Below are 20,833 nucleotides of genomic sequence, written 5' to 3' on the forward strand. Positions count from 1 at the left end.
TTCGCATGAAGTACAAAATCATCCGCATTCTGGACGTCGCCGGACTCCGCGTCTTCGAGCCGGTCGTGCTGCTTTGCTACGGCGAAGATCCGAAGCAGCAGCTCAAACAAATTGGCCTCTACATCGCCATTCCCATCCTGGTGATGGTTGCCTGCGTAGTCGCCTGGGACCAGATCGGCCCGCGCATTAAAACGCGTGCCGGCGAGGTTCCCACGCCAGGTCAGGTCGTCAAAGCGTACGACGGCATCGCCGATTTCCACAATCGAGAATACACCAAGGTCAGCGACTACAACGAAGCAGGCGAAGGTCGAGAGAAAGCGTTGGCGGCGACCCAGGAAGAAATCAAATCGTTGGACGCTGACTGGGAAGCCATCAGCCAGGAAAGCGAAGCGCTGCTCAACAAATTGATCGCCAAGATTCCCGCAGCCGCTTCCAGCGAGAAGGCAACCATCGAAAACGATTGGAAGAAGCTGAACGACGATCTGGCCGCAGCCACGGCGACCGCGACCGACGAGGCTCGCCAGAAGTTCGCCTTCGTTGAAGGGATATCCGCTCAATTCGTTTCGGCCAGCCTGTCCAAACTTGCCGACGCAGTAAGTTCGCAAGAGCAAGCCTACAAGCAGGAACAACAAACACGAGCCAAGGCCTTGGTCGCCCTGGCCAGTAAGATTCCCGCGGACGACTACAAACAGAAGGTCGAGTACGTTCAGTTGGTCAATCAGCATTTGCAGAAGACCAATGATGAGAACGAACACCTCAAAGCACTCCGTTCGGAGCTTTCCGAGCGACGCGGAAAATCGCTGCCGGAAGTGGAGTCATTGAGACAACTAATCAGCGCCACTGGCCAGAAGGCCGAGTTCCTGAAAACGCGCGTCAACCTGCTGACCGAAGGCAACCGCGAGCAAAAGGTCGCCAAGGCGTCGTCTGAAATGGAAGGCCTCAAGCGGAAGTACGCCACTGCCAGCGGTCCAGAGATGTTCGCCTTGGCTCAGCAGTTGATTCAGCGTGAAGAACGAATCAACACGATTGCCGGCTCCGAGTTCGCGAAGCCGCCGACCTTCTTCGATCAGATCTGGACGAGCCTCAAGTGTGTGTTCACCGGCTTCTTCATTGCCACGGCCATCGCCATTCCGATCGGCGTTTGCTGCGGTATGAGTCGGGTGTTCATGGCCTCGATGACTCCGCTGATCTCGCTGTTCAAACCGGTATCCCCCATCGTCTGGCTACCAATCGTGTTCTTCATCGTGGGGGCCTTCATTACCCGGCCGGACGAAGCGTGGATTCAACCGTCGTTTCTTAGCTCGGCCATCACCGTGGCACTTTGCTCGCTGTGGCCCACGCTGGTCAATACGGCCCTGGGTGTTTCGGCAATTGACCAGGACCACCTGAATGTGGCGCGAGTTTTGCGACTCGGGCTCTGGGATCGCCTGACCAAAATCATCATCCCCTCCGCCCTGCCGCTAATATTCACCGGTCTGCGAATCTCGCTGGGCGTGGGCTGGATGGTGCTGATTGCCGCGGAACTTCTTTCCAGTAGCCCAGGGCTCGGGAAGTTCGTGTGGGACATGTTCAATAACGGGTCGTCGGCAACGTTCGCCCAAATGTTTGTTGCCTGCGGTTTTGTGGGCGTCATTGGGCTATTGCTCGATCGAATCATGATCGTCTTCCAACGGATGGTCAGCTTCGACGGCGCTCCAACGGCCCTGTAAACCATGATTGCCAACGCCATACCTGAAGGAAAACGCCACATGGCAATCCTCGAACTCGACAATGCCACCGTCGGATTTGGCGAATCGCACCGTCGCTATACGGTGCTCGAAGAAGCCAATTTACAGGTTCGTGAAAATGAATTCGTCGCGATCATTGGATTCTCTGGCAGCGGGAAGTCGACCCTGATTTCCCTGCTGGCAGGGCTCCTTCTGCCTGATGAAGGGGCAGCCCGCTTCAAAGGTAAGCAGATGAAGGGGCCGGGTCCTGATCGCGGGATCGTTTTTCAGAATTATTCTCTGCTTCCCTGGCTGACCGTTCATGGCAACATCGAACTGGCCGTGAAGCAGGTCTTTCCGAAGATGAAACGGGGTGAGCGACGCGATTACGTCCAGCATTACATCGACATGGTCAGCCTGACCGGTAGTGAAGGAAAGCGTCCCTCCGAGCTATCCGGCGGGATGCGACAGCGATTGTCTCTCGCGCGAACGTTGTCGATGCAGCCGGAAGTGCTTCTGCTGGATGAACCGCTGAGCGCCTTGGATGCCCTCACGCGAAGCGTTCTGCAAGACGAAATCATTCGTCTCTGGGAAGAAGATCGCCGGACCGTGGTGATGGTGACCAACGACGTCGACGAAGCCGTCCTTATGGCCGACCGCATCGTTCCGCTAACCCCGGGACCTTCGGCCAGGCTAGGGCGGGAGTTTCCCGTCACGCTCGATCGACCGCGCGATCGTGCCACGCTGAACTTCAATCCCGAGTTCAAGAAGCTCCGCAACGAGATTACACGCTACATGATGGGGATCAACGAAGAGGCGAAGCAGCTTCGCGTCGCTTCAGATGTGGTCCTTCCCGATGTCGAGCCCATTCGTATCGGCGTCGCCTAACGTTCACCCAAGGAAACGTCATGTCACAAGAGAACCGCTTCGTCGAAATGTACCGCCTCGTCAAGGCGTACCCCAATCCGTTCGGCGATGACGTGAAAGTGGTTGACGGCTTCAACCTGATTTTGAAAAAGGGGGAAGTCGTCAGTCTGATCGGCCACTCAGGCTGCGGCAAGTCGACCGTGCTGACCATGGTATCGGGGCTCAATCCGATCACCTCCGGCAGCGTCGTCGTGGCCGGCAAGGAAATCTCCGGCCCTGGTCCGGATCGCAGTGTGGTGTTTCAAGCTCCGTGCCTGCTTCCCTGGATGACGGCCATGCAAAACGTACGGATGGGGGTCGACCGTGTTTACCCGCATGCGACTCGTAGCGAGCGCCGCCAGATTTGCGAATACTACCTGAGCGTCGTCGGCCTAGCCGATTCGATGGACAAGTACCCTCGCGAAATGTCGGGCGGCATGCAGCAGCGCGTCGGCATCGCCCGCGCGATTGCCCTGAAGCCCAACATGCTGCTTTTGGACGAACCGTTTGGGCGACTCGATTCGCTCACCCGCATGGAACTGCAGGACGTCATCCTAGGCATTCTCGATAAAGAAAAGATCACGACCATGCTCGTCACGCACGACGTCGACGAAGCAATCTACATGGCCGACCGCATCTGCATGATGACCAACGGCCCCGCCGCCAAGGTGGGTCAGGTGCTGGAGCTTCCTTTGCCGCGTCCACGAAATCGCGCCGAGACGCTCGAGCATCCGTTGTATTACGAACTCCGCGGCTCGCTTGTTTCCTTCCTGGAGGAACAGGAACGCCACAAGCATCACAAACCGAAGACGGAAGAGCCAGAGAAGCCCGCACAACAGCTGAACGTTACCCTGAGCGACGAAGAGGATGCGCCGGTATCCGAAAACGTCACCGCCAACGCTTAGTCTTCAAAGAGGTACAAAAAGAACATGACGACAACGATGGCACCTTCGGTGTTGACGAGCGTATCGGTCTGGATTCATAACGAAACCGCCGGACAACTGACGTCTGCTTACGGCTACCCGGCAGCACCGGAAGGCCCACTAACCCATGATCTGATTCAAACGTCAATCCACGACAGGCGTTCGGCGATTCGTAGCGTCGACGACGGCACGCTCGAGATTGCTTTGCCGATTCTAATCACCAGCGAAGTCGTCGCTGCTGTTTTGTTTACCGTCCACACGTCGGACGACTGCAAGATCGCGCTCGAACGTTGGTCGCGTACCGATCGCGATGAACTGGGGCTCGCCGAATCGGCTTACCGTGGCCTGGCGCACTTTGAAACGATCAGCCCCTATGTCAAGTTTCCGCGCGGGTCGGGCCTGCCGGGCGAAACCTGGGACGATCGCAAGTGTCGCATCATCGCGCGGATCGATCAAGCGAAAGCGTTCATGCGTGCCGCAGGGGCTCGCAAGGAAGGTTTGCGTTACGGCCTGGGCATTCCCGTCATGGCCACCGAGCACGAATTGGAATGCGTGCTGGTCATCCTCAGCACGGTCGACTTCCCCTTTCAACAAGCCATGGAAACGTGGCTTCCCAGTGAAGACCAAACCGAGCTTTCGCTGGTGCAAACAAGCTATGCCGTGGGCATTTCCTCGCCCCAGCGATCAAACGTCAGCTACGGCGACGGCATCGTCGGCAGGTGCTATGCGTCACGTGTTCCCGTGATGATGCACAATGCCGATGAGGACGCATCGCTTGTCCCGCTGTTCGACCAGGGGACCCGCTTTGCCTTGGCGTTGCCGATCTTCAACGGCGATCGATTGGTCCAAGTTCTCACTCTCTTTGGCTAAGTTAACGGAATTCGCATGGCCATTGGCGAACAAAACTCGGAGCTGCTAATTGCACCAGAATTCAACCTGGTCGAGATGCTGCTGTCCGAACAACGCGACCTGACGGCCGTCGAGCGATTCTCGCAGCGGCACGATCAACACGCGGATCCCCTGTTGGCTCCGACCTATCGCGAACTGATTCCCCTCTCCGAACCTGGTCCCGGAGAGCAGTACGCGTTCGAGGTCGACCTCGACGCCTGTTCTGGCTGCAAAGCGTGCGTCGTCGCCTGTCACAACATGAATGGCCTGGAAGAATCCGAGACCTGGCGGCGCGTCGGCACGCTGCAAAGCTCGGTTCCTTCCAAACCAGTCGTCCAGCACGTAACGACCGCCTGCCATCACTGCGTCGACCCAGGCTGCCTGTCGGGGTGCCCCGTTCAAGCTTACGAGAAAGACCCAAAGCTAGGCATCGTCGTTCATCTCGACGATCAGTGCATCGGTTGCAAGTACTGCACGCTGATGTGCCCCTACGACGTCCCCAAGTTCAGCGAAGCGAAAGGCATCGTTCGCAAATGCGACATGTGCCGCCATCGTCTGGCCGAAGGAGAAGCACCGGCGTGCGTTCAGTCATGCCCCAACAGCGCCATCAAGATCACCGTCGTCAACCAGGAAGCCATCCGCAGCGAAGCGAAGGACGGGCACTTCCTCCGCGGAGCAGCGAATCCCCGAATCACCAATCCAGCGACACGTTACGTCGGCAAGCATCGCCTGGATGCCGAGATGGTTTCGGCCGGGTCCCAAGAGGTCGTCCCCAACCATGCTCACTTGCCGCTAGTCGGTTTGCTGACCCTCACCCAGGCCGCACTCGGCATGCTTGTCGCCAGCGTGGTTTGTCAATGGGCAGGCACTGGCGGCATGGTCAGCGCGGTGCTGGCGACGCTTGCCGCCATGGCAGGCCTCGCGGCCTCGGGGGCTCACCTCGGCAGACCCATGTACGGCTTCCGAGTGTTCCTCGGTTTACGCACCTCGTGGCTCAGCCGCGAAGCCGTCCTCATGCCGGCTTTCGCAGGCCCACTTGTCGGTTACACGGCGTCGTACTTCATTCCATTTTTAGAGCCATTCCAAGGCATGATGGCCTTGGCGGCCATCGGCGGCGGGGCAATCACGATCTTCTGTTCTGCGATGATTTACATCGTCACGAAGCGTCCGTTCTGGCAGTCCTCACTCACGTTCAGCAAGTTCGGCACGACGATCGTCTTGTCGGGTCTGGCCGTTTGGAACTTGGAAAGTGCGCTGGCTGACCAATCCCCTTCGATCATCAGCTTGGCCCTGATCATCGCCGTAACCATGGCCCGGCTAGCATTGGAATATCAAGTCCTTTCGCACGTCTCGCGTCCGACGACCGATCCGATTGCCCGCTCGGCGCGGTTATTACTTGGCCCACTCAAAGCATGGCACCTGGCACGGATCGGGTTGTGGATACTCGGCGGAATCATCTTGCCGGCAGTAACCATGGCCCTAGCAAGCCCCGCTTCAGTGATCTGTGCGGCCGTCGCGCTGGCCAGCCTGGCCGCGGCAGAGCTGATTGATCGCGGGCTCTACTTCGCTGCTGAATCCACTCCAGCCATGCCCAATTTACCTAAGTAGAAAGAGGCCAACATGTCGACCGTAACTCCACCCAGCCGGCTACAGCAGTTGATTTACGCCAAGGATGGAAGTCTCACTCGCGACTTGCTGCTCTACCCTGGGGAATATGGCCTGGGGAAGGTTCCCGCTGGAGCGAAACCCAACGGCACAACGACCTCGGTCTGCGGTTTCTGCTCGACCGGCTGCGGACTCGAGTTGCACATGAAGGATGGCCAGGCAGTCAATCTCAGCCCAGCGGTCGACTGGCCGGTGAATCTGGGCATGGCTTGTCCCAAGGGATGGGAATCGATCACGGTTCTCAAAGCCCACGACCGCGCCACGCAGCCGCTGCTCAAGGGTGCCGATGGGAAGCTGGCTCCTGTCTCGTGGGACGAGGCGATGAAGACCTTCTGCGCGCGGTTCAAAGACATTCAAGCCAAACACGGCAACGATTCGGTGGCGTTCCTCAGCACGGGGCAGATCGCGACCGAAGAGATGTTCTTCCTGGGCTCGCTCGCCAAGTTCGGAATGGGCATGCTGCATGGCGACGGCAACACTCGGCAATGCATGGCCACCGCTGTGGTCTCCTACAAAGAGTCCTTCGGCTTCGACGCGCCACCGTTTACCTACGCCGACTTTGAAGAATCCGACGTCCTGGTCTTCGTCGGTTCCAATCTCTGCATCGCCCATCCGATCATGTGGGAACGGGTTCTCCGCAATCCGCACGATCCGAAGATCATCGTCATCGATCCCCGCCGCACCGAGACCGCGGTTGCGGCAACGCACCACTTGCCGCTGCGTCCCAAGACCGACATGGCATTGCTCTACACGATCGCCAATGAACTGATCCAAAGAGGCTGGATCGACGAGTCGTACATCGCCAGCCACACCAACGGCTTCGACCAGTTCAAACAGCATGTCGCACCGTACCAACTGGAAGACAGCTTGGCCAACTGCGGGCTCGAACCTTCGGCCGTCATGGAAGTCATCCAGGCCATTCACGATGGCCAGCGAGTCTCTTTCTGGTGGACCATGGGGGTCAACCAAAGCCACCAAGGAGTCCGCACCGCCCAGGCGATCATCAACCTGGCCCTGATGACCGGCAACATCGGCCGCCCTGGCACCGGTGCCAACAGCATCACCGGGCAATGCAACGCGATGGGGTCTCGTCTGTTCAGCAACACGACCAACCTGGTCGGCGGTCACGACTTCACCAAGGAAGAAGACCGGCAGAAGATCGCCGACATTCTCGACATCCCGGTCGTCAACATCCCGACCGAAAACAGTTGGTCGTACGACGGCATCATGGAAGGGATTCGGCGCGGCGATATACGGGGCCTGTGGGTGATCGCCACCAATCCGGCTCATTCATGGATTCATCAACAGGAAGCCAAGGAAACACTCGAAAAGCTCGACTTCCTCGTGGTTCAAGACATGTACCACTCGACCGAAACGGCTGTCCTTGCCGATCTGATGTTGCCCGCGGCCGGCTGGGGAGAGAAAGAAGGAACGTTCATCAACTCCGAGCGTCGCCATGGTCTGCATAAGAAAGTGGTACCAGCGCCGGGCGAGGCCTTGGCCGACTTCCAGATCTTCCGCCTGGTGTCTCACTACTGGGGCTGCGATTCGATGTTTTCCGACTGGAAGACACCGGAAGACGTGTTTCAAGTGATGAAAAAGTGCTCGGCAGGACAGCCCTGCGATATCACCGGAATTCGTGACTATCGGATGTTAGACGATGCCCGCGGCATTCAATGGCCCACCAAAGAGGCAGAAAGTAGCGGCGACGATTGGATGCCTCAGCCGCAGCGGCGCCTGTTTGAAGATGGTCAGTACTTCCACCCAGATGGCAAAGCACGCTTTATCTTCGAACAACCGGAAGCCCCTGGCGAGGTGCCTAATGATGCCTTCCCGCTACATCTGTTGACCGGTCGTGGTACGGCAGCGCAGTGGCATACGCAAACCAAGACGTCCAAGTCGGCCGTGCTGCGAACGCTTTACTCGACCACCCTGCTCGTCGATATCAACCCGCAAGATGCCGATGCCCTCATGATCGAGCCGCACGATTGGGTCCAGGTGCAATCGGCTCGTGGTGAGATTCGCGCTCGCGCCAACGTCACCTCCAGCGTCCAGCCAGGGCACGTCTTTCTGCCGATGCATAACGAGGTAACCAATCAGTTGACGTACCCTCAATTCGATGCCTATTCGCGTCAGCCGTCTTACAAAAACGCAGCCGTTCGCATCGTCAAAAGCGTCTAGGAATTGGGCATTCTGCCACCAAGACAGGCAGCGTTTTGCCTCTGCCTTTTGCACTGAACACAAAATGACCACGTCAATTGGGAGGCCAACAAAATAAAATAGGACCACATGGTCCTATTTTAAAGGCGAATCGACTTGCTTCAGGTTTCGCCGCTGATCAAGTGGCACATTCTTTGCATTCACGCTCATTCAATTCATCGCTGCGAGAATGCCGCCGGGAAAGACTCCACGTGCACAAGTTACAGCCACAAAACGACAGCCCCACGTTGGCCTCTACCAAGGCGGCCCGAATGGTGGTCGTTGGTAACGGCATGGTGGGACACGCATTCTGTCAGTCGCTGGTTCGTCGCGGTGCGATGCAACAGTGGCAGGTCGATATCTTCGGCGAAGAACCGCACGTCGCCTACGACCGCGTCCGCTTGACCAAACTGTTTAGCGACACCCAATCCTCCCTTACCCTTTCCCCCAAGGTCTGGTACGAACAAGTCGGACTGAACCTGGTTACCTCGCAAAAGATCAATGCGATCGATCGGATCAACCGAGAGGTCCTTGGCCAAGACGGTAAGCGTTATCCCTACGATCGTCTCGTGCTGGCAACCGGCAGCCGTCCCTTTGTTCCCCCAATTGAAGGTGTGAATCTACCAGGCGTCTTTCTCTATCGCACGATCGACGACCTGCAGAAGATACGCGATTACGCCGAGAACTGCCGCTCGGCCGCCGTCATGGGTGGCGGATTATTGGGCTTGGAAGCCGGCAAGGCGGCACTCGATCTGGGACTGGAAGCACACGTCCTGGAGGTCGCTCCGACTCTGATGCCGCGGCAACTCGATACGGCCGGTGGAGCACTTTTGAAATCGCGCGTCGAATCGCTGGGCGTGCGCGTCCATGTTCTATGTCGCTGCGAACGCATCGAGCCCTGTAGCAAAGGCTTGCAACTCCACTTCACTAACGGCGAGACGCTTCATGTGGATATGCTCATCATTTCGGCCGGCATTCTCCCCCGCGATGAACTGGCACGCGAAGCGGAACTAGAGATTGCCCATCGCGGCGGGATCGTGGTCGACGATCAGCTTCGCACGTCCGATCCTCACATCTATGCGATCGGCGAGTGCGCCGTGCATCGCGAGAAGCATTACGGGCTCGTCGGTCCCGGTATCCAAATGGCCGAGGTCCTGGCGGCCAACTGCTGCGGGGAAAACCAGCAGTTCCTCTACGGCGATCAGTCGGCCAAGCTGAAGTTAATGGGGGTCGACGTCGCGGCCCTTGGCGATGCCCTGGGTGAAACGCCCAACTCGCTCATCATCTCTCACAGCACGAACGACGCCTATCGCAAACTCATTTTCGCTGGCAATTGCGTTGTTGGTGCAACATCCGTGGGGGAGTGGAACGAAATCGATCGCATTCGCGACTTGATCACCCATGCGCGTCGCTTGTGGCCATGGCAGATTTCCCGCTTCCGCCGCACCGGCAGACTTTGGCCGGAAGACACCCTGAACAGCCCCTGGGACTGGCCCGACAGCGCTGTGATTTGCAGCTGCGTGGGGGTCACCAAGGGACAGATTGGCGAAGTGACTCGCGACGGCGCCGCGGATGCTTCGGCGGTGACCACACTTACCCGAGCCTCGAGCGTCTGTGGAACGTGCCGACCCCTCGTCCAACAACTATGTGGCGAACGCCAGGCTCCTCCCCAGACGATGTCGTGGAAGATCCTCTTGGCCAGCAGCCTGGCGACCTTCGTCTTCATCATCGCGATGCTTGGGCTCGGTCCCCTCCCCTTTGCTGATTCGGTTCAGTCGACATGGCATACGATTGATGCCCTGTGGCGCAGCGAAACTCCGAAACAGATCACCGGCTACACGATCTTCGGTTTAACGGCCCTGGGTCTGGCTTTTTCACTGCGCAAACGGATTGCCCGAATTACCTGGGGTGACTTTGCCTGGTGGCGTGTCGCGCACGCGATTCTAGCGACCCTTGCCGTTGTGGGGCTCCTGCTGCACACCGGGTTTCACTTTGGTTCCAACTTGAACTTCGCGCTGGCGGTCACCTTCGTGGCGGTCAACTTCACCGGCAGCCTGACCGGGATGCTTGTCTCGCTCGAGAACCGCATTACGGGGGTCCTGGGCATTTGGATTCGCCGCTGGCGTCCGCGCCTGGTGTGGCTGCACCTGATGTTGTCTTGGCCGCTGCCGGTCTTGCTGCTGTTTCACGTCATTACGGTCTATTACTTTTAAGCTCATGTCGTCCTGGATTTACGCCCTCGTCTGGCTGGCTCTCTCGCTACTGGTTGGTAGTAGCCTGGGGGTTGTTCTGTTGTCGGACGACAGCGCCCTGAAGCAGACCTATTTGCCTGGCAAGACGACGCACGGCCACTATCAAATCGAAATGAAATGCTCGGCCTGTCACGATCCCGACCTGGGCGTCACCAGCAAATCATGTCTTGAATGTCACGAAAACGAACTGCGGGAAGCGTTGGACACCCATCCGGCCAGCAAATTCAACGACCCAACCAATGCCCCACGACTGGCCGTCCTAGATGCTCAGAACTGTATTGCCTGTCACAAGGAACACGTCCCGCACGAGACACACCCCATGGGAGTCACGCTGCCGCAAGACTTTTGTTTCCATTGCCATCAAGAGATCGCCGACGAGCGTCCCAGCCATAAGAACCTCGACTTCCACACCTGCCAGACCAGCGGCTGTCACAACTACCACGACAATCGCACGCTCAACGAGAACTTCCTCCACAAGAATCTCGACCAGCCTGATCATCTGGTCGAGCAAGTCGTCCCCGAGCGCAACGCTTTAGCCCGCTACCTGGCCAGCCAGGACGAGCCTGTCAAACCGCTGCAGGCGCAAGACGCGGCCTTCCATTCGAGCGTCGCCAGAGACGAAGCATTGATCGACGCCTGGGCCGGCTCCGTGCATGCTCAAGTCGGCGTGAACTGCAACGATTGCCATACCCAGGATCAAAAGCCCGAGACGTGGCAGAACCACGTGACGCACGAAACCTGTCAAAAGTGCCATGCAGACGAAACGAGCGGCTTTTTAAGCGGCATGCACGGAATGCGTCTGTCCCAAGGGCTTTCCCCCATGTCGCCAGGTGATGCACGCTTGCCGATGAAGCACTCCTCGGTGCATGCCGAGTTGACGTGCAGTTCGTGCCACTCGCCTCACGATGCCGACGTGCGCGTCGCGGCGGTTGACTCGTGTGTGAAGTGCCACAACGACGAACACACGCTGGCCTATCAGCAGTCCCCTCACGCTCGACTCTGGCGGGACGAACTAGCAGGCGATCTGCCGCCTGGCAGCGGCGTTTCGTGTGCGACCTGTCACATGCCGCGCGAAGAGCACGGCAGTAGCAAGGCCCCTAAGGTCAAAGTGCAGCACAATCAAAACGACAACTTACAGCCCAACGAGAAGATGGTCCGTGGCGTCTGCATGCATTGCCACAGCCTTCAGTACAGTCTCGACGCGATGCACGATCCACACCAGATCGAAAGCAACTTCAGCTCCACGCCGCAACAGCCGTCGGTCGAGAGTCTGGAGATGGTTCGCCGCTGGTTCGACGAGCGGAAGTCGCGACGTCCATGATTCATTCCGACCCATCGCTAACTGTTGTTCCCCTTTTGCCACGCAACCCTTGAATTTGGGAGTCTATCTATGAGCAAGTTCCTCGCTTTGGCCTGTGGAGTGATCATCGGCGGGGGTGCCGCCGCGGCACTGACAGGCTGCGGCAACAGCACACCACAGCCCGTAGAAGCCGACGGTGGAATCACGCCCAGGCAATTCGCCAACGCCGTGCACGCGGTGATGATGGCTGACCGTACGGTTTACGCCAAGCACATCGTGACCCGCCTGAAGGAGCAAGGAAGCGAGGTCAGTGCCAGCGAGTATTGGCAAGACGAAGAAGGAACGATTCCCTTGCCCGCGCAAATGTTTCGCATGGGCGCCGAGATCGTCGACGGCAACGAGGAAGCAGGTTTCACCTACGCGCTGAAATCGCTCTGGCCGCTCAATCCGCAGAATGAACCGAAGTCTCCGCAGGAGATCGAGGGGCTGAAATACATCGTCGATCACCCAGGCGAGAACTTCTACGGCGAAGAGAAACTGGGAGACAAGACCTACTTCACCGCCGTTTACGCCGACAAAGCCGTCGCGAAAGCATGCTGGGATTGCCACAACAACCACGCCGATCGCGGCGACGATTACCCCGAATTCAAAGAAGGGGACGTCATGGGAGGCGTCGTCGTTCGCATTCCTTTGGATTAAGAAACAGCGAAGGCCACGTCGTCACAATCACTATGTTCCACACGACCCGATACGCGGCGGAACTGTTTGCGAAGCAATGTCCTCTGCCCGGGCTTGACGGTGGCGACCTGGCCGAGAAATCGTAGTCTTCCTAAGGACACCTACTGGGACCTTGGGAGCAAACCAATGTCGAAGCGAGAGAAGCACGAACGACGGCGGCTGTTTTGGGTAGACCCGAAACTCCAAGGCGGTCTCGTCCTGCGTGCGGTCATGCACTGGGGCATCTGCCTGTTGAGCGTCGGCACGGTGCTGGTCGTGGGCGCGGCGTTTAGTGACCTGCATGCACCGGTCAGCGCGGTAATGCGAATGGTGTTCGACTACTTTGTTCCGGCCGTGCTGGTAAGTCTATTGGTGCTGCCGATCATCGTGCTCGACACGATTCGACATAGCAACCGTCTTGTCGGATCGGTGGCCCGCTTTCGAAATGCCATGCAGCGATTAGCTGACGGAGAAACGACAAGCCCCTTGATCGTCCGGGACGGGGATTGCTGGAAGACCTTGGCCGACCAGTTCAATCGAATTGCCTTGCGTCTGGAAGAGTTGGAGACCGCTTCCAGCACGAGCCAAAAGAAAACCTCTTCCTGCCATCAGGAAGAGGTCGTTTCTACTTAGTCTCCGAGGATCGGCCTAGCGCCGATCGCGTCCACCACCGCCGCTGCCTCCGCGGCGGCGACGACCGCCACCACTGTTGCGGCCGCCTCGCTCATGAGGCCGGGACGGCGGAGCGTTCTCGTGACGCTCGATGTTCTTGTCGACCATTGCCGTCACGGCATCGGTCCACGAAGGAATCTTCTTGTGCTTGTCCTTCGGTTTGTCTTCCTCATCGGAATCGCCGCGACGGCGACGTGAGGGGCGACGACGACCGCGTGGTGCTTCGTCGAGATCGTCTTCGTTGTCGATATCGATATCGCTATCGAGATCGCTATCAAGATCCAAGTCGTCATCGTCATCGTCGTAGTCATCTTCCGAGCGGCTCGGCCGACGACCGCGAGGAGCTTCTTCCTGCGTCGACTCCGATTCGGAGGCCTTACGCGAACGACGGCGACGACGACGGCGGCGCGTGGGACGTTGCTCTTCGTCGGTATCATCCTGGTCGGAACGAGAATCGCGGCTCTCGACTTCGTCGTTCAGGTCATCGTCCTGATCATCGTCGTCCGGCGTTGCTTCGCGAACCTTCACTTCTTCATCGCTGCGCGTGCGTCGACCACGACGGCGACCACGCGTCCGGCCGCGACGTTCCTTGCGCGGTGCACGTTCTTCGTCTTCCTCTTGATCGTCATCGCCGACATCGGCGTCCATCACGTCGCTTTCGCGGGTTCCTTCGTCGAGGAAGATGCCGTCAAAGCCTTCGAAGTCGTCATCACTGGTCGGACGCAACTTGGCTGCCGGGCTGCCTATGATCTCGGAAGCTCGGGTTTCTTCCGGCGAACGTTCCAGCGGCTGCTTGAAAGCCGCCAGGTGAGGGCTTTCTTCCTTCTCCTGGGCTTTCGCCGGCTGTGGCTTTTCGGCCTTGGCCGTTACCGGTTTATCTTCTACCTGGGTGTCTTCGTCGGCCTGAGCCTCTTCCTCGTACTCCTCGTCTTCCTCTTCCTCAGGCGAGGCAAGTCCGAGCATGGAAGAGAGCGAAGCCCAATGGCTGCGTTTCTTCGGCTTCTTCTTTTTGGGCTTCGGAGGTTCTTCGGCGACGACTTCTTCCGTTGCGGCGACCGGCTCTTCGTGCGGCGGCTCGACGATCTCTTGATTGTCGACAGGGCCGTCGGAAACCTGTGAAAGTTCGTCCTCCGGTTCGACTGCGTCCTGGAACGCGTCTTCGGCAGCTTCGATGTCGGAAGCGGCGTCTTCCGCTGCTTGTTCGGCCGACTGCTGCGAGGCTTCTACTTGGGCTGCTTCTTCGGCAGCTGCCTTTTCAGCGGCCTCCTTTGCGGCGGCTTCTTCCGCGGCTTTTTGCTCGGCCTCTTTCGCAGCGGCTTCGGCGGCTTCGGCCTGTTCCAGTTCTTCTTTCGAGATGGCGCCAATTTCGGCGGCGAGAGATCGCCAATGCCCAGCTTTGTTCGAATTGCTCATGTATTAAGTCAACGATTGCCCGGATTACGGGCCATGCCTTCCTGCATAAAGGGGACCCCCCCGCTTTGGGTGATTGCGGGCCATTAGACGGCTCTTCGCGGCGACCTCACGCTACCTACGACAATTTCTGTGGTCGCCAACCCTCATGGCGGGGATGCTTGCATAGTCTTGCTTATCATACCGCGGCCGTAGAATCTTGGGAAGGTGATTCGCTGTTTGAAGATACGACACGCTCAGGCGAGCCCGCACAAGCCTCGCAGCCCCCAAGAACGACAGCAAGCCGAGTCCCCTCGCAAAGGACTCGACTTGCTAAATCCCCCAACGGATTGCCGATTACTCGGTCGGATACATCGAGAACGTACCGTTATTCGCCACATTAAACAGTGGGCGATAGTAGTTCTTGCCCGCACTGGCTGAGCTGCATGCGCGGGGGTACCAAACCAAATTGATTCCGATATTCCAGGTTTCGGAGGTGTAAGCCCCTCCGATGTCCTCGTTGTCGTTGCGCGGAATCAGGTATAGGAAATTCGTTTCCACGGCCAGGCACTTGGTGATCGGCACGTTCAGGTCCGCGCCCACCAAGCCGAGTTCGTTGTCGGTCCAACCGCCGGAGAATCGCATTTCACCGCCGCAAACTTCCAACGGAGTTCGGTAGAAGAACGCGAACATGTTGTGCGGCTGGTACGAACCATTGACGATGGTCGGGGCCGAAGCACCTGGCAGCAGGATTTGTTCGTTGATATCGCTCGTTTCGTCGGAAGCCGTGAACCAGAAGCCGAATTCACCCTTGCATTGGAACTTCCAGCTGAGTTCACCGCGGATCTGGCTGGCATCGATATCGTAGTACCAGTGATCGCTCATGTGGTCGTAAACCAGACCGCCTTGCCAGCCCCAGTCAACGCGACGGAAGATACCGGCCGTCAAAAAGAACTGATCGCGGCTATCATCGGTGAAGCTGGCTCCATGCAAATTGGCGTTGCTGCCGTTGGCGCCCAACTGAACGCCGAAACCGTGGTCTCGCGAAAACAGCGGGGCCCCCCAGTTCACGCCGTACAGAAAACCAAAGCTGCCATCCATGCCTGCATTTAAAGGCCCTTTAAAGCCTTCGACGCCGGCTCGGAACGAAAGGTTTTCCAGCGGCAGACGGAAGCAAAGCGGAAAGCAGATCGTTTCGCAGGGACCGCAAACACCACACGAATCACACCCGCCGCCGCAGTGGCTACCACCCTGGCAAGACGAACAGCCAGGGCCGCCGTGGTAGGTCGCCGGATCATGAATGCCAGCCACGGCGGGGCCTTCCATGATGATTTCACCTTCCATAGGCATTTCGCCGGAAGCTTCACTCAAGACGGAATAATCGACCGTATCAATGTCGCCGGCTTGCACCTTCGAAGCGACATAGCTTGCCCGGGCAACGCGTTGCCGAGCAGCGAAGACGCGATCTTGATCGGTCGAGAACAGGCTCCGAATCGCCTTGGTGGGCGAAGGGGGAAGATTGTAGTCATCCGAAACCACGTGCTGCAGCTTAGCAGGTTCACGCGGTTCTGCTGCGGTCGCGAGATCCGCAAACACACTACCGCATGACGCGGTCAGCAAGGTCAGAATCCAGGGGAAGACTCGCATGGCCTTTCCTTCCTTCGACAATTGAAACACCGGGGGGGAGACGGTCAGTGGACGCGCAACTGGGCGCTGTCCATTTCTGGTATCGTCACCGGCAAAGTCAGCACTTTCAGAAAAGTCGAGATAATCCGCAAAGTTTTCCCAGTCTTCCGCTCAGAAGCCTCGACAGCAGCTATACACTTGTCGCATATCTCCCAGTCAACCAGATTTTGGGGCAATGGATAAAATGGCAGGGGATTGCCGGTTGATCGGATTATTCTGTTTTTTTGTGTGGTAGGGGCTCGATAAACACTACCGTCAACGAAAATTTGATATCCGACATGCCGCGTCGACCTGACGCTTCAACTTTCGAGAAGGATCTCAACCCATGAAAACGCAACTTCTGGCTGCCGCCGTCGTGCTGGCTACCAGCATCCAGGCCTACGGCCAATCGTGTGGCTGCGAAAGCAATCATGTTGTCTCCCACCACCACGTTGCTAGCTGCGGGTGCGATCGCTGCTGCACGCCATGCTTTAATCCACTGGGCGAGTTGGTCCAAGGGGTTGGCTTTACCCTGAAGCATGGTGCCTGTGCCGTAAAACGCACGGTTCATAGCCTGTTCCATCCGATCCGTTTCAACGGCTGCGGCTGCGACACGACTCCCTCGTGCGGCTGTGATACCTGCGGATGTGGATCGAACTGGGATGGCTACGAGTCGCATCACCCCGGCGTGGAATACATCGAACAAGGTCATCCTACCGCCCCATCGATTCCCGGCCCGCCGATGGTTCCAACCGCCGAACCCACCCCAATGCGTGAACCTGGCAAATGGCAACCGGTCGGCACCCAGGCCCACCGATCGCCCAACCAGGTCTCCCATTACTCGAAGCGAGTCGCAGCGAAACCAACGACGCGACCTGCTACGTACTACGCTCCCACGCCAGCCAAGTAATCGCCCCTACCTGGTTAGCGAGAAGGCGTCCTGCCAAACTAAAAGAAGGGGAGTCCGATGGGACTCCCCTTTTTTGCATGCGTGGGTACTAGTACCTCGATACTAACGGGTAGCCCAGAGAGCATTCTCTGGGTCGGCTTGCCGACAAGCGGCTCATGCATGGACGTTGAATTCGATAGAAAGATGCCATTTGATCCACGCCGGCACCATGAGCCGCTTGTGGCCTGTGGCCACCCAGAGAATGCTCTCTGGGTCACCCTCCTATCTCTAGATCTGATCGAGTACCTGGCCCAGATCAGCAATCAAATCTTCGGCAGCTTCCAGGCCCACCGAAATTCGGATCAGTTCATCTTTGATCCCATGCGCCAGGCGGTCGGCTTTGTCGTAGCTGGCATGTGACATCGAGGCTGGCTGCTCGATCAACGATTCGACCGCGCCCAGGCTCACCGCAAGCTGAAAGAGCTTCGTGTCGTCGCACACCTTCTTCGCCGCGGCAAACCCCCCTTCGACCTCAAAGCTCATCATGGCCCCGAAGCCGCCGTCCATCTGCCTGGCGGCGATGTCGTGGCCGGGATGGGTCTTAAGGCCAGGGTAAAGAACGCGGGTTACCTTAGGGTGCTCGTTCAAGTACTCGGCGATCTTCTGAGCCGTACGGCATTGCTCGCGGACGCGCAGTTCCAGCGTTTTAATCCCGCGTGAAGCCAGGAACGAACCAAATGGATCGAGTACGGCCCCGGTCGCGTTTTGAATGAAGTAGAGTCGATCGTACAGTTCTTTATCCTTCACGACCAACGCCCCGCCGAGCACATCGCTGTGACCGGCCAGGTACTTGGTAACCGAGTGCTGCACGATATCGATGCCCAGTTCCAGCGGTCGCGTCAGCACCGGCGTGGCAAACGTGCTGTCGACGCCTAGCAGCACGCCGGCATTCTTCGCCACCTCGGCACACGCGGCCAAGTCGGTGATCGACATCAGCGGGTTGCCGGGGCTTTCGACCCACATCATCTTCGTGTTGGGGCGAACCGCCGCGGCCAGGTTTTCGGGATTGGTGGCGTCGACCAGCGTGATCCCAATATTGTTCTTCTGCGTAATCTTATGCAGCAGGCGATAGGTGCCGCCGTAGATGTCGGTGCCGGCGACGATATGATCGCCCGCTTCCAGCAGCATCGTCGCGCAGTGCGTCGCGGCCATGCCGGAGGCAAACGCCAGGGCTCCACAGCCCCCTTCCAGTTCGGCGAGGGTGGTCTCCAGGTTCTTGCGAGTCGGGTTGCCGCTCCGCGAATAATCGAACTCGCCCCACTCCCCCGCCCCAGGCTGGACGAAGGTGGAAGCGACATGGATCGGTGGAACAACCGCCCCGGTCTGCGGATCCTTCTTGTTGCCGACGTGGATGGCCTTGGTTCGAAAATGCATCAGGTGGATTCCCTTCTATGCGTTGTCCAACGCTTGCTTCAGGTCTGCGATCAGATCTTCCGTGTCTTCAATACCACAGGCGATGCGGATCATGTTGTCGTAGATGCCGAACTTGGCTCGGTTCTCAGGCGTCTGCTGGTAGTAGCTCATCACCAGCGGCTGCTCGATCAACGATTCCACGCCCCCCAGGCTCGGAGCGATCTTGAAGATCTTGGCATTGTCGACCACGTTGGCCGTCTTTCGCCAGTCGGCGTCCTTCACGTTGAACGTCACCAGGCCGCCGTAGCCGCGCATCGTGGCTTTTGCGATTTCGTGATAGGGATGCGAGGGAAGCCCAGGGTAATAGACCTTTTCGACCATCGGATGATCTTCCAGGAACTGGGCGACCGCCATGCCGTTGGCGTTGTGACGTTCCATTCGCAGCGAGAACGTCTTCAGGCCACGAAGCAAAAGGTAACAGTTGTGCGGAGCGTTAATGCCCCCCATCACGCCGCGCAGCTGACGCACGTCGGCCAGTTTCTCTTCGCTGCCGATAATCGCCCCGGCGAGAAGATCGTTGTGGCCGGCCAGGTACTTCGTGGCCGAGTGCAACACGTAGTCGACCCCATACTCCAGCGGACGCAGGTTGTATGGCGTGGCCAGCGTGGCATCGATCAACGTTTCCACGCCGTGCTTCTTACCAATCTCGGTAAACTTTTCCAGGTCGACACAGCTTAAATGCGGGTTGGTCGGCGACTCACTGATCAGCATCTTGGTGTTGGCGTCGATGGCCTTTTCCATTGCGTCATAATCGCCGGTCTTCACGGTCTTAGTTTCGACACCGAAGCGAGCCAGGTGCTTGCCGCAGAACTCACGACTACGGTGGTAACACTCGTCGAAGAAGACGACGTTGTCGCCGGAACTGACCTTGGCCATCAACAGCCCGACGAATGCCGCCATGCCACACGAGTAAAGGACGGCCGATTCGCCTCCTTCAATAGCGGCCAACTTGGCTTCGGCCGTTTTCTCGCCGGGGTTGCCGTAACGGCCGTACTCTTCGCGGACCTGGTTTTCTTCGATATAGCGAATGATCGCCTCGGTATTGTCGAAGGTGTAGGTCGACGCACAGAAGATGGCATCGGTGATCGCGTTACCCGGCTTCATGCGGGCCTCACCCCCTTGGACGGCGATGGTGGAGGTGCCTACGTTTGCTTTTTGTTCTGGAGCCACTGACATGACGGGTGTTCTCGCAAGCGATGCGGGTACGTGGCAGATCGAAGGCAGCACGCCTTGCAAGAACGCCACGGATCCCAAATGTTCGATAGGGCCGCAGCATGTGATCTGTTCTAAGAAAAATTGCCGCTGGGAGGAGCGACAACGGCACTTTAGCAGATAGGCTGCAAGCGGCCACAAATCCCTATTAAACCAGCTTAGAGTGTAACCGAGCGCAATCTGCCCCGCAACGGGCTGCTTTCTCTATTTTGTCGCGGGTCTACGCATTTCAACATCGTCCCATAAACTCCCATGAATCCGAGGCGAGTCCCCCTTAAGGGTCAGGGAGTATCAGCATGAAAGTTTACCTAATCGTCAAATCCAACTACTTGCGAGCGAGCATGAATGCCTTTAAAACCGGTGATTCGTTTACCGTCCCCGACACGGATTTCGGATGGTAAGGCCCGCTTCCATTCCCGCCCACGGAGGTTGTTCTCCCCCATGACCCGATTGCCCCTAGCCCTATTGTTGACGCTGACCTTGTCCGCGTCGCTCGTTGCCGCACCGACCACCACCGAGTCCAAAGCCGACGAGAAGAAGGAAGTGGAAACCAAGAAAGCAGACGCCCAAGCACCCGGCGACAACTTTCTCCACAAGCACCCCACCCTGGTAAAGATGTGGCATCACTCGAACCAGGTTCGTGCCCGGTATCAACTGCCGGCCCAGCGAATCAGCCCGGAACTGACCAAAGCCGCCCAGGACCATGCCTGGTACATGGCCCGTACCGGCCAGTTCAGCCACTCGGTCAACGGTGGCTTCGTCTCGCGTGCTCGACGTCACCACTACCCAGGCTCGCCGTACGGCGAGATCATCCTGTACGGTTCGCCCAGCATTTCCGAATGCTTCAACGGCTGGCTCAACAGCCCAGGCCATCGAGCCATCCTGCTCAGCGGGGCGCGAGAAGTTGGCTACGGCTACGCCATTGGACGCAACGGCACCGCCTATTGGGTTGGCGTGTTTGGCAACTAACACGCTTG

At 58.2% G+C, this 20,833-nt stretch carries 16 protein-coding genes; 12 read left to right on the top strand and 4 right to left on the bottom strand.

Features of this window, described 5'->3' with window-relative positions:
* The first annotated feature begins 5 nt into the window (after positions 1-5).
* The 10 genes from Pan97_RS26530 (at position 6) to Pan97_RS15905 (ending at position 13,189) form a co-directional block, all read left to right on the top strand.
* Complete coding sequence (locus Pan97_RS26530; RefSeq protein WP_196782118.1) at positions 6-1,709, top strand: ABC transporter permease; 1,704 nt, start codon at positions 6-8, stop codon at positions 1,707-1,709.
* Between the two features lie 39 nt (positions 1,710-1,748).
* A complete protein-coding gene (locus Pan97_RS15865; protein WP_144974184.1) occupies positions 1,749-2,594 on the top strand; it encodes an ABC transporter ATP-binding protein in 846 nt (281 codons plus the stop codon).
* Between the two features lie 20 nt (positions 2,595-2,614).
* Entirely contained in the window at positions 2,615-3,517 is a 903-nt protein-coding gene (locus Pan97_RS15870) for an ABC transporter ATP-binding protein (protein ID WP_144974186.1), read from the top strand.
* A 24-nt stretch (positions 3,518-3,541) separates the two neighbouring features.
* Complete coding sequence (locus Pan97_RS15875) at positions 3,542-4,405, top strand: GAF domain-containing protein (RefSeq protein ID WP_144974188.1); 864 nt, start codon at positions 3,542-3,544, stop codon at positions 4,403-4,405.
* 15 nt (positions 4,406-4,420) lie between these two features.
* Complete coding sequence (locus Pan97_RS15880; RefSeq protein WP_144974190.1) at positions 4,421-6,031, top strand: DmsC/YnfH family molybdoenzyme membrane anchor subunit; 1,611 nt, start codon at positions 4,421-4,423, stop codon at positions 6,029-6,031.
* Between the two features lie 12 nt (positions 6,032-6,043).
* Entirely contained in the window at positions 6,044-8,269 is a 2,226-nt protein-coding gene (locus Pan97_RS15885; protein WP_144974192.1) for a molybdopterin oxidoreductase family protein, read from the top strand.
* A gap of 230 nt (positions 8,270-8,499) precedes the next feature.
* The gene (locus tag Pan97_RS15890; RefSeq protein WP_144974194.1) at positions 8,500-10,500 is read left to right on the top strand and encodes an FAD-dependent oxidoreductase; all 2,001 of its coding nucleotides are present in this window, start codon (positions 8,500-8,502) and stop codon (positions 10,498-10,500) included.
* A 4-nt stretch (positions 10,501-10,504) separates the two neighbouring features.
* The gene (locus Pan97_RS15895; protein ID WP_144974196.1) at positions 10,505-11,860 is read left to right on the top strand and encodes a cytochrome c3 family protein; all 1,356 of its coding nucleotides are present in this window, start codon (positions 10,505-10,507) and stop codon (positions 11,858-11,860) included.
* A gap of 69 nt (positions 11,861-11,929) precedes the next feature.
* A complete protein-coding gene (locus Pan97_RS15900) occupies positions 11,930-12,538 on the top strand; it encodes a Tll0287-like domain-containing protein (protein ID WP_144974198.1) in 609 nt (202 codons plus the stop codon).
* Positions 12,539-12,703: 165 nt separating this feature from the next.
* Positions 12,704-13,189 carry a hypothetical protein gene (locus tag Pan97_RS15905; RefSeq protein WP_144974200.1) on the top strand — a complete coding sequence of 162 codons (486 nt, stop codon included), beginning with the start codon at positions 12,704-12,706 and terminating at the stop codon, positions 13,187-13,189.
* Positions 13,190-13,204: 15 nt separating this feature from the next.
* Here the strand turns inward: Pan97_RS15905 and Pan97_RS15910 are convergent, their stop codons facing one another.
* Both Pan97_RS15910 and Pan97_RS15915 read right to left on the bottom strand, forming a co-directional pair.
* A complete protein-coding gene (locus Pan97_RS15910; protein ID WP_144974202.1) occupies positions 13,205-14,641 on the bottom strand; it encodes a hypothetical protein in 1,437 nt (478 codons plus the stop codon).
* Between the two features lie 333 nt (positions 14,642-14,974).
* A complete protein-coding gene (locus Pan97_RS15915) occupies positions 14,975-16,264 on the bottom strand; it encodes a DUF6666 family protein (RefSeq protein ID WP_144974204.1) in 1,290 nt (429 codons plus the stop codon).
* A 364-nt stretch (positions 16,265-16,628) separates the two neighbouring features.
* Here Pan97_RS15915 and Pan97_RS15920 point away from each other — a divergent pair, with 364 nt between their 5' ends.
* Positions 16,629-17,192, top strand: a complete 564-nt coding sequence (locus Pan97_RS15920) for a hypothetical protein (protein ID WP_144974206.1) — start codon at positions 16,629-16,631, stop codon at positions 17,190-17,192.
* A 267-nt stretch (positions 17,193-17,459) separates the two neighbouring features.
* Here the strand turns inward: Pan97_RS15920 and Pan97_RS15925 are convergent, their stop codons facing one another.
* Both Pan97_RS15925 and Pan97_RS15930 read right to left on the bottom strand, forming a co-directional pair.
* Positions 17,460-18,605: a trans-sulfuration enzyme family protein gene (locus tag Pan97_RS15925; RefSeq protein WP_144974208.1), complete on the bottom strand. Its 1,146-nt coding sequence runs from the start codon at positions 18,603-18,605 to the stop codon at positions 17,460-17,462.
* Positions 18,606-18,620: 15 nt separating this feature from the next.
* Positions 18,621-19,820 (bottom strand): trans-sulfuration enzyme family protein, encoded by a 1,200-nt coding sequence (locus Pan97_RS15930; protein ID WP_144974210.1) that lies wholly within the window; start codon positions 19,818-19,820, stop codon positions 18,621-18,623.
* A gap of 477 nt (positions 19,821-20,297) precedes the next feature.
* Here Pan97_RS15930 and Pan97_RS15935 point away from each other — a divergent pair, with 477 nt between their 5' ends.
* The gene (locus tag Pan97_RS15935; protein ID WP_165698795.1) at positions 20,298-20,825 is read left to right on the top strand and encodes a CAP domain-containing protein; all 528 of its coding nucleotides are present in this window, start codon (positions 20,298-20,300) and stop codon (positions 20,823-20,825) included.
* Positions 20,826-20,833 lie beyond the last annotated feature (8 nt).

The sequence above is a fragment of the Bremerella volcania genome (assembly GCF_007748115.1).
In the GTDB taxonomy this organism is placed as follows: domain Bacteria; phylum Planctomycetota; class Planctomycetia; order Pirellulales; family Pirellulaceae; genus Bremerella; species Bremerella volcania.

Excerpts from the sequence above, each read along its gene's own strand:
- Pan97_RS26530 (WP_196782118.1), top strand. The coding sequence starts at position 6 with ATGAAGTACAAAATCATCCGCATTCTGGACGTCGCCGGACTCCGCGTC.
- Pan97_RS15865 (WP_144974184.1), top strand. The coding sequence starts at position 1,749 with ATGGCAATCCTCGAACTCGACAATGCCACCGTCGGATTTGGCGAATCG.
- Pan97_RS15870 (WP_144974186.1), top strand. The coding sequence starts at position 2,615 with ATGTCACAAGAGAACCGCTTCGTCGAAATGTACCGCCTCGTCAAGGCG.
- Pan97_RS15875 (WP_144974188.1), top strand. The coding sequence starts at position 3,542 with ATGACGACAACGATGGCACCTTCGGTGTTGACGAGCGTATCGGTCTGG.
- Pan97_RS15880 (WP_144974190.1), top strand. The coding sequence starts at position 4,421 with ATGGCCATTGGCGAACAAAACTCGGAGCTGCTAATTGCACCAGAATTC.
- Pan97_RS15885 (WP_144974192.1), top strand. The coding sequence starts at position 6,044 with ATGTCGACCGTAACTCCACCCAGCCGGCTACAGCAGTTGATTTACGCC.
- Pan97_RS15895 (WP_144974196.1), top strand. The coding sequence starts at position 10,505 with ATGTCGTCCTGGATTTACGCCCTCGTCTGGCTGGCTCTCTCGCTACTG.
- Pan97_RS15900 (WP_144974198.1), top strand. The coding sequence starts at position 11,930 with ATGAGCAAGTTCCTCGCTTTGGCCTGTGGAGTGATCATCGGCGGGGGT.
- Pan97_RS15905 (WP_144974200.1), top strand. The coding sequence starts at position 12,704 with ATGTCGAAGCGAGAGAAGCACGAACGACGGCGGCTGTTTTGGGTAGAC.
- Pan97_RS15910 (WP_144974202.1), bottom strand. The coding sequence starts at position 14,641 with ATGAGCAATTCGAACAAAGCTGGGCATTGGCGATCTCTCGCCGCCGAA.
- Pan97_RS15915 (WP_144974204.1), bottom strand. The coding sequence starts at position 16,264 with ATGCGAGTCTTCCCCTGGATTCTGACCTTGCTGACCGCGTCATGCGGT.
- Pan97_RS15920 (WP_144974206.1), top strand. The coding sequence starts at position 16,629 with ATGAAAACGCAACTTCTGGCTGCCGCCGTCGTGCTGGCTACCAGCATC.
- Pan97_RS15925 (WP_144974208.1), bottom strand. The coding sequence starts at position 18,605 with ATGCATTTTCGAACCAAGGCCATCCACGTCGGCAACAAGAAGGATCCG.
- Pan97_RS15930 (WP_144974210.1), bottom strand. The coding sequence starts at position 19,820 with ATGTCAGTGGCTCCAGAACAAAAAGCAAACGTAGGCACCTCCACCATC.
- Pan97_RS15935 (WP_165698795.1), top strand. The coding sequence starts at position 20,298 with ATGACCCGATTGCCCCTAGCCCTATTGTTGACGCTGACCTTGTCCGCG.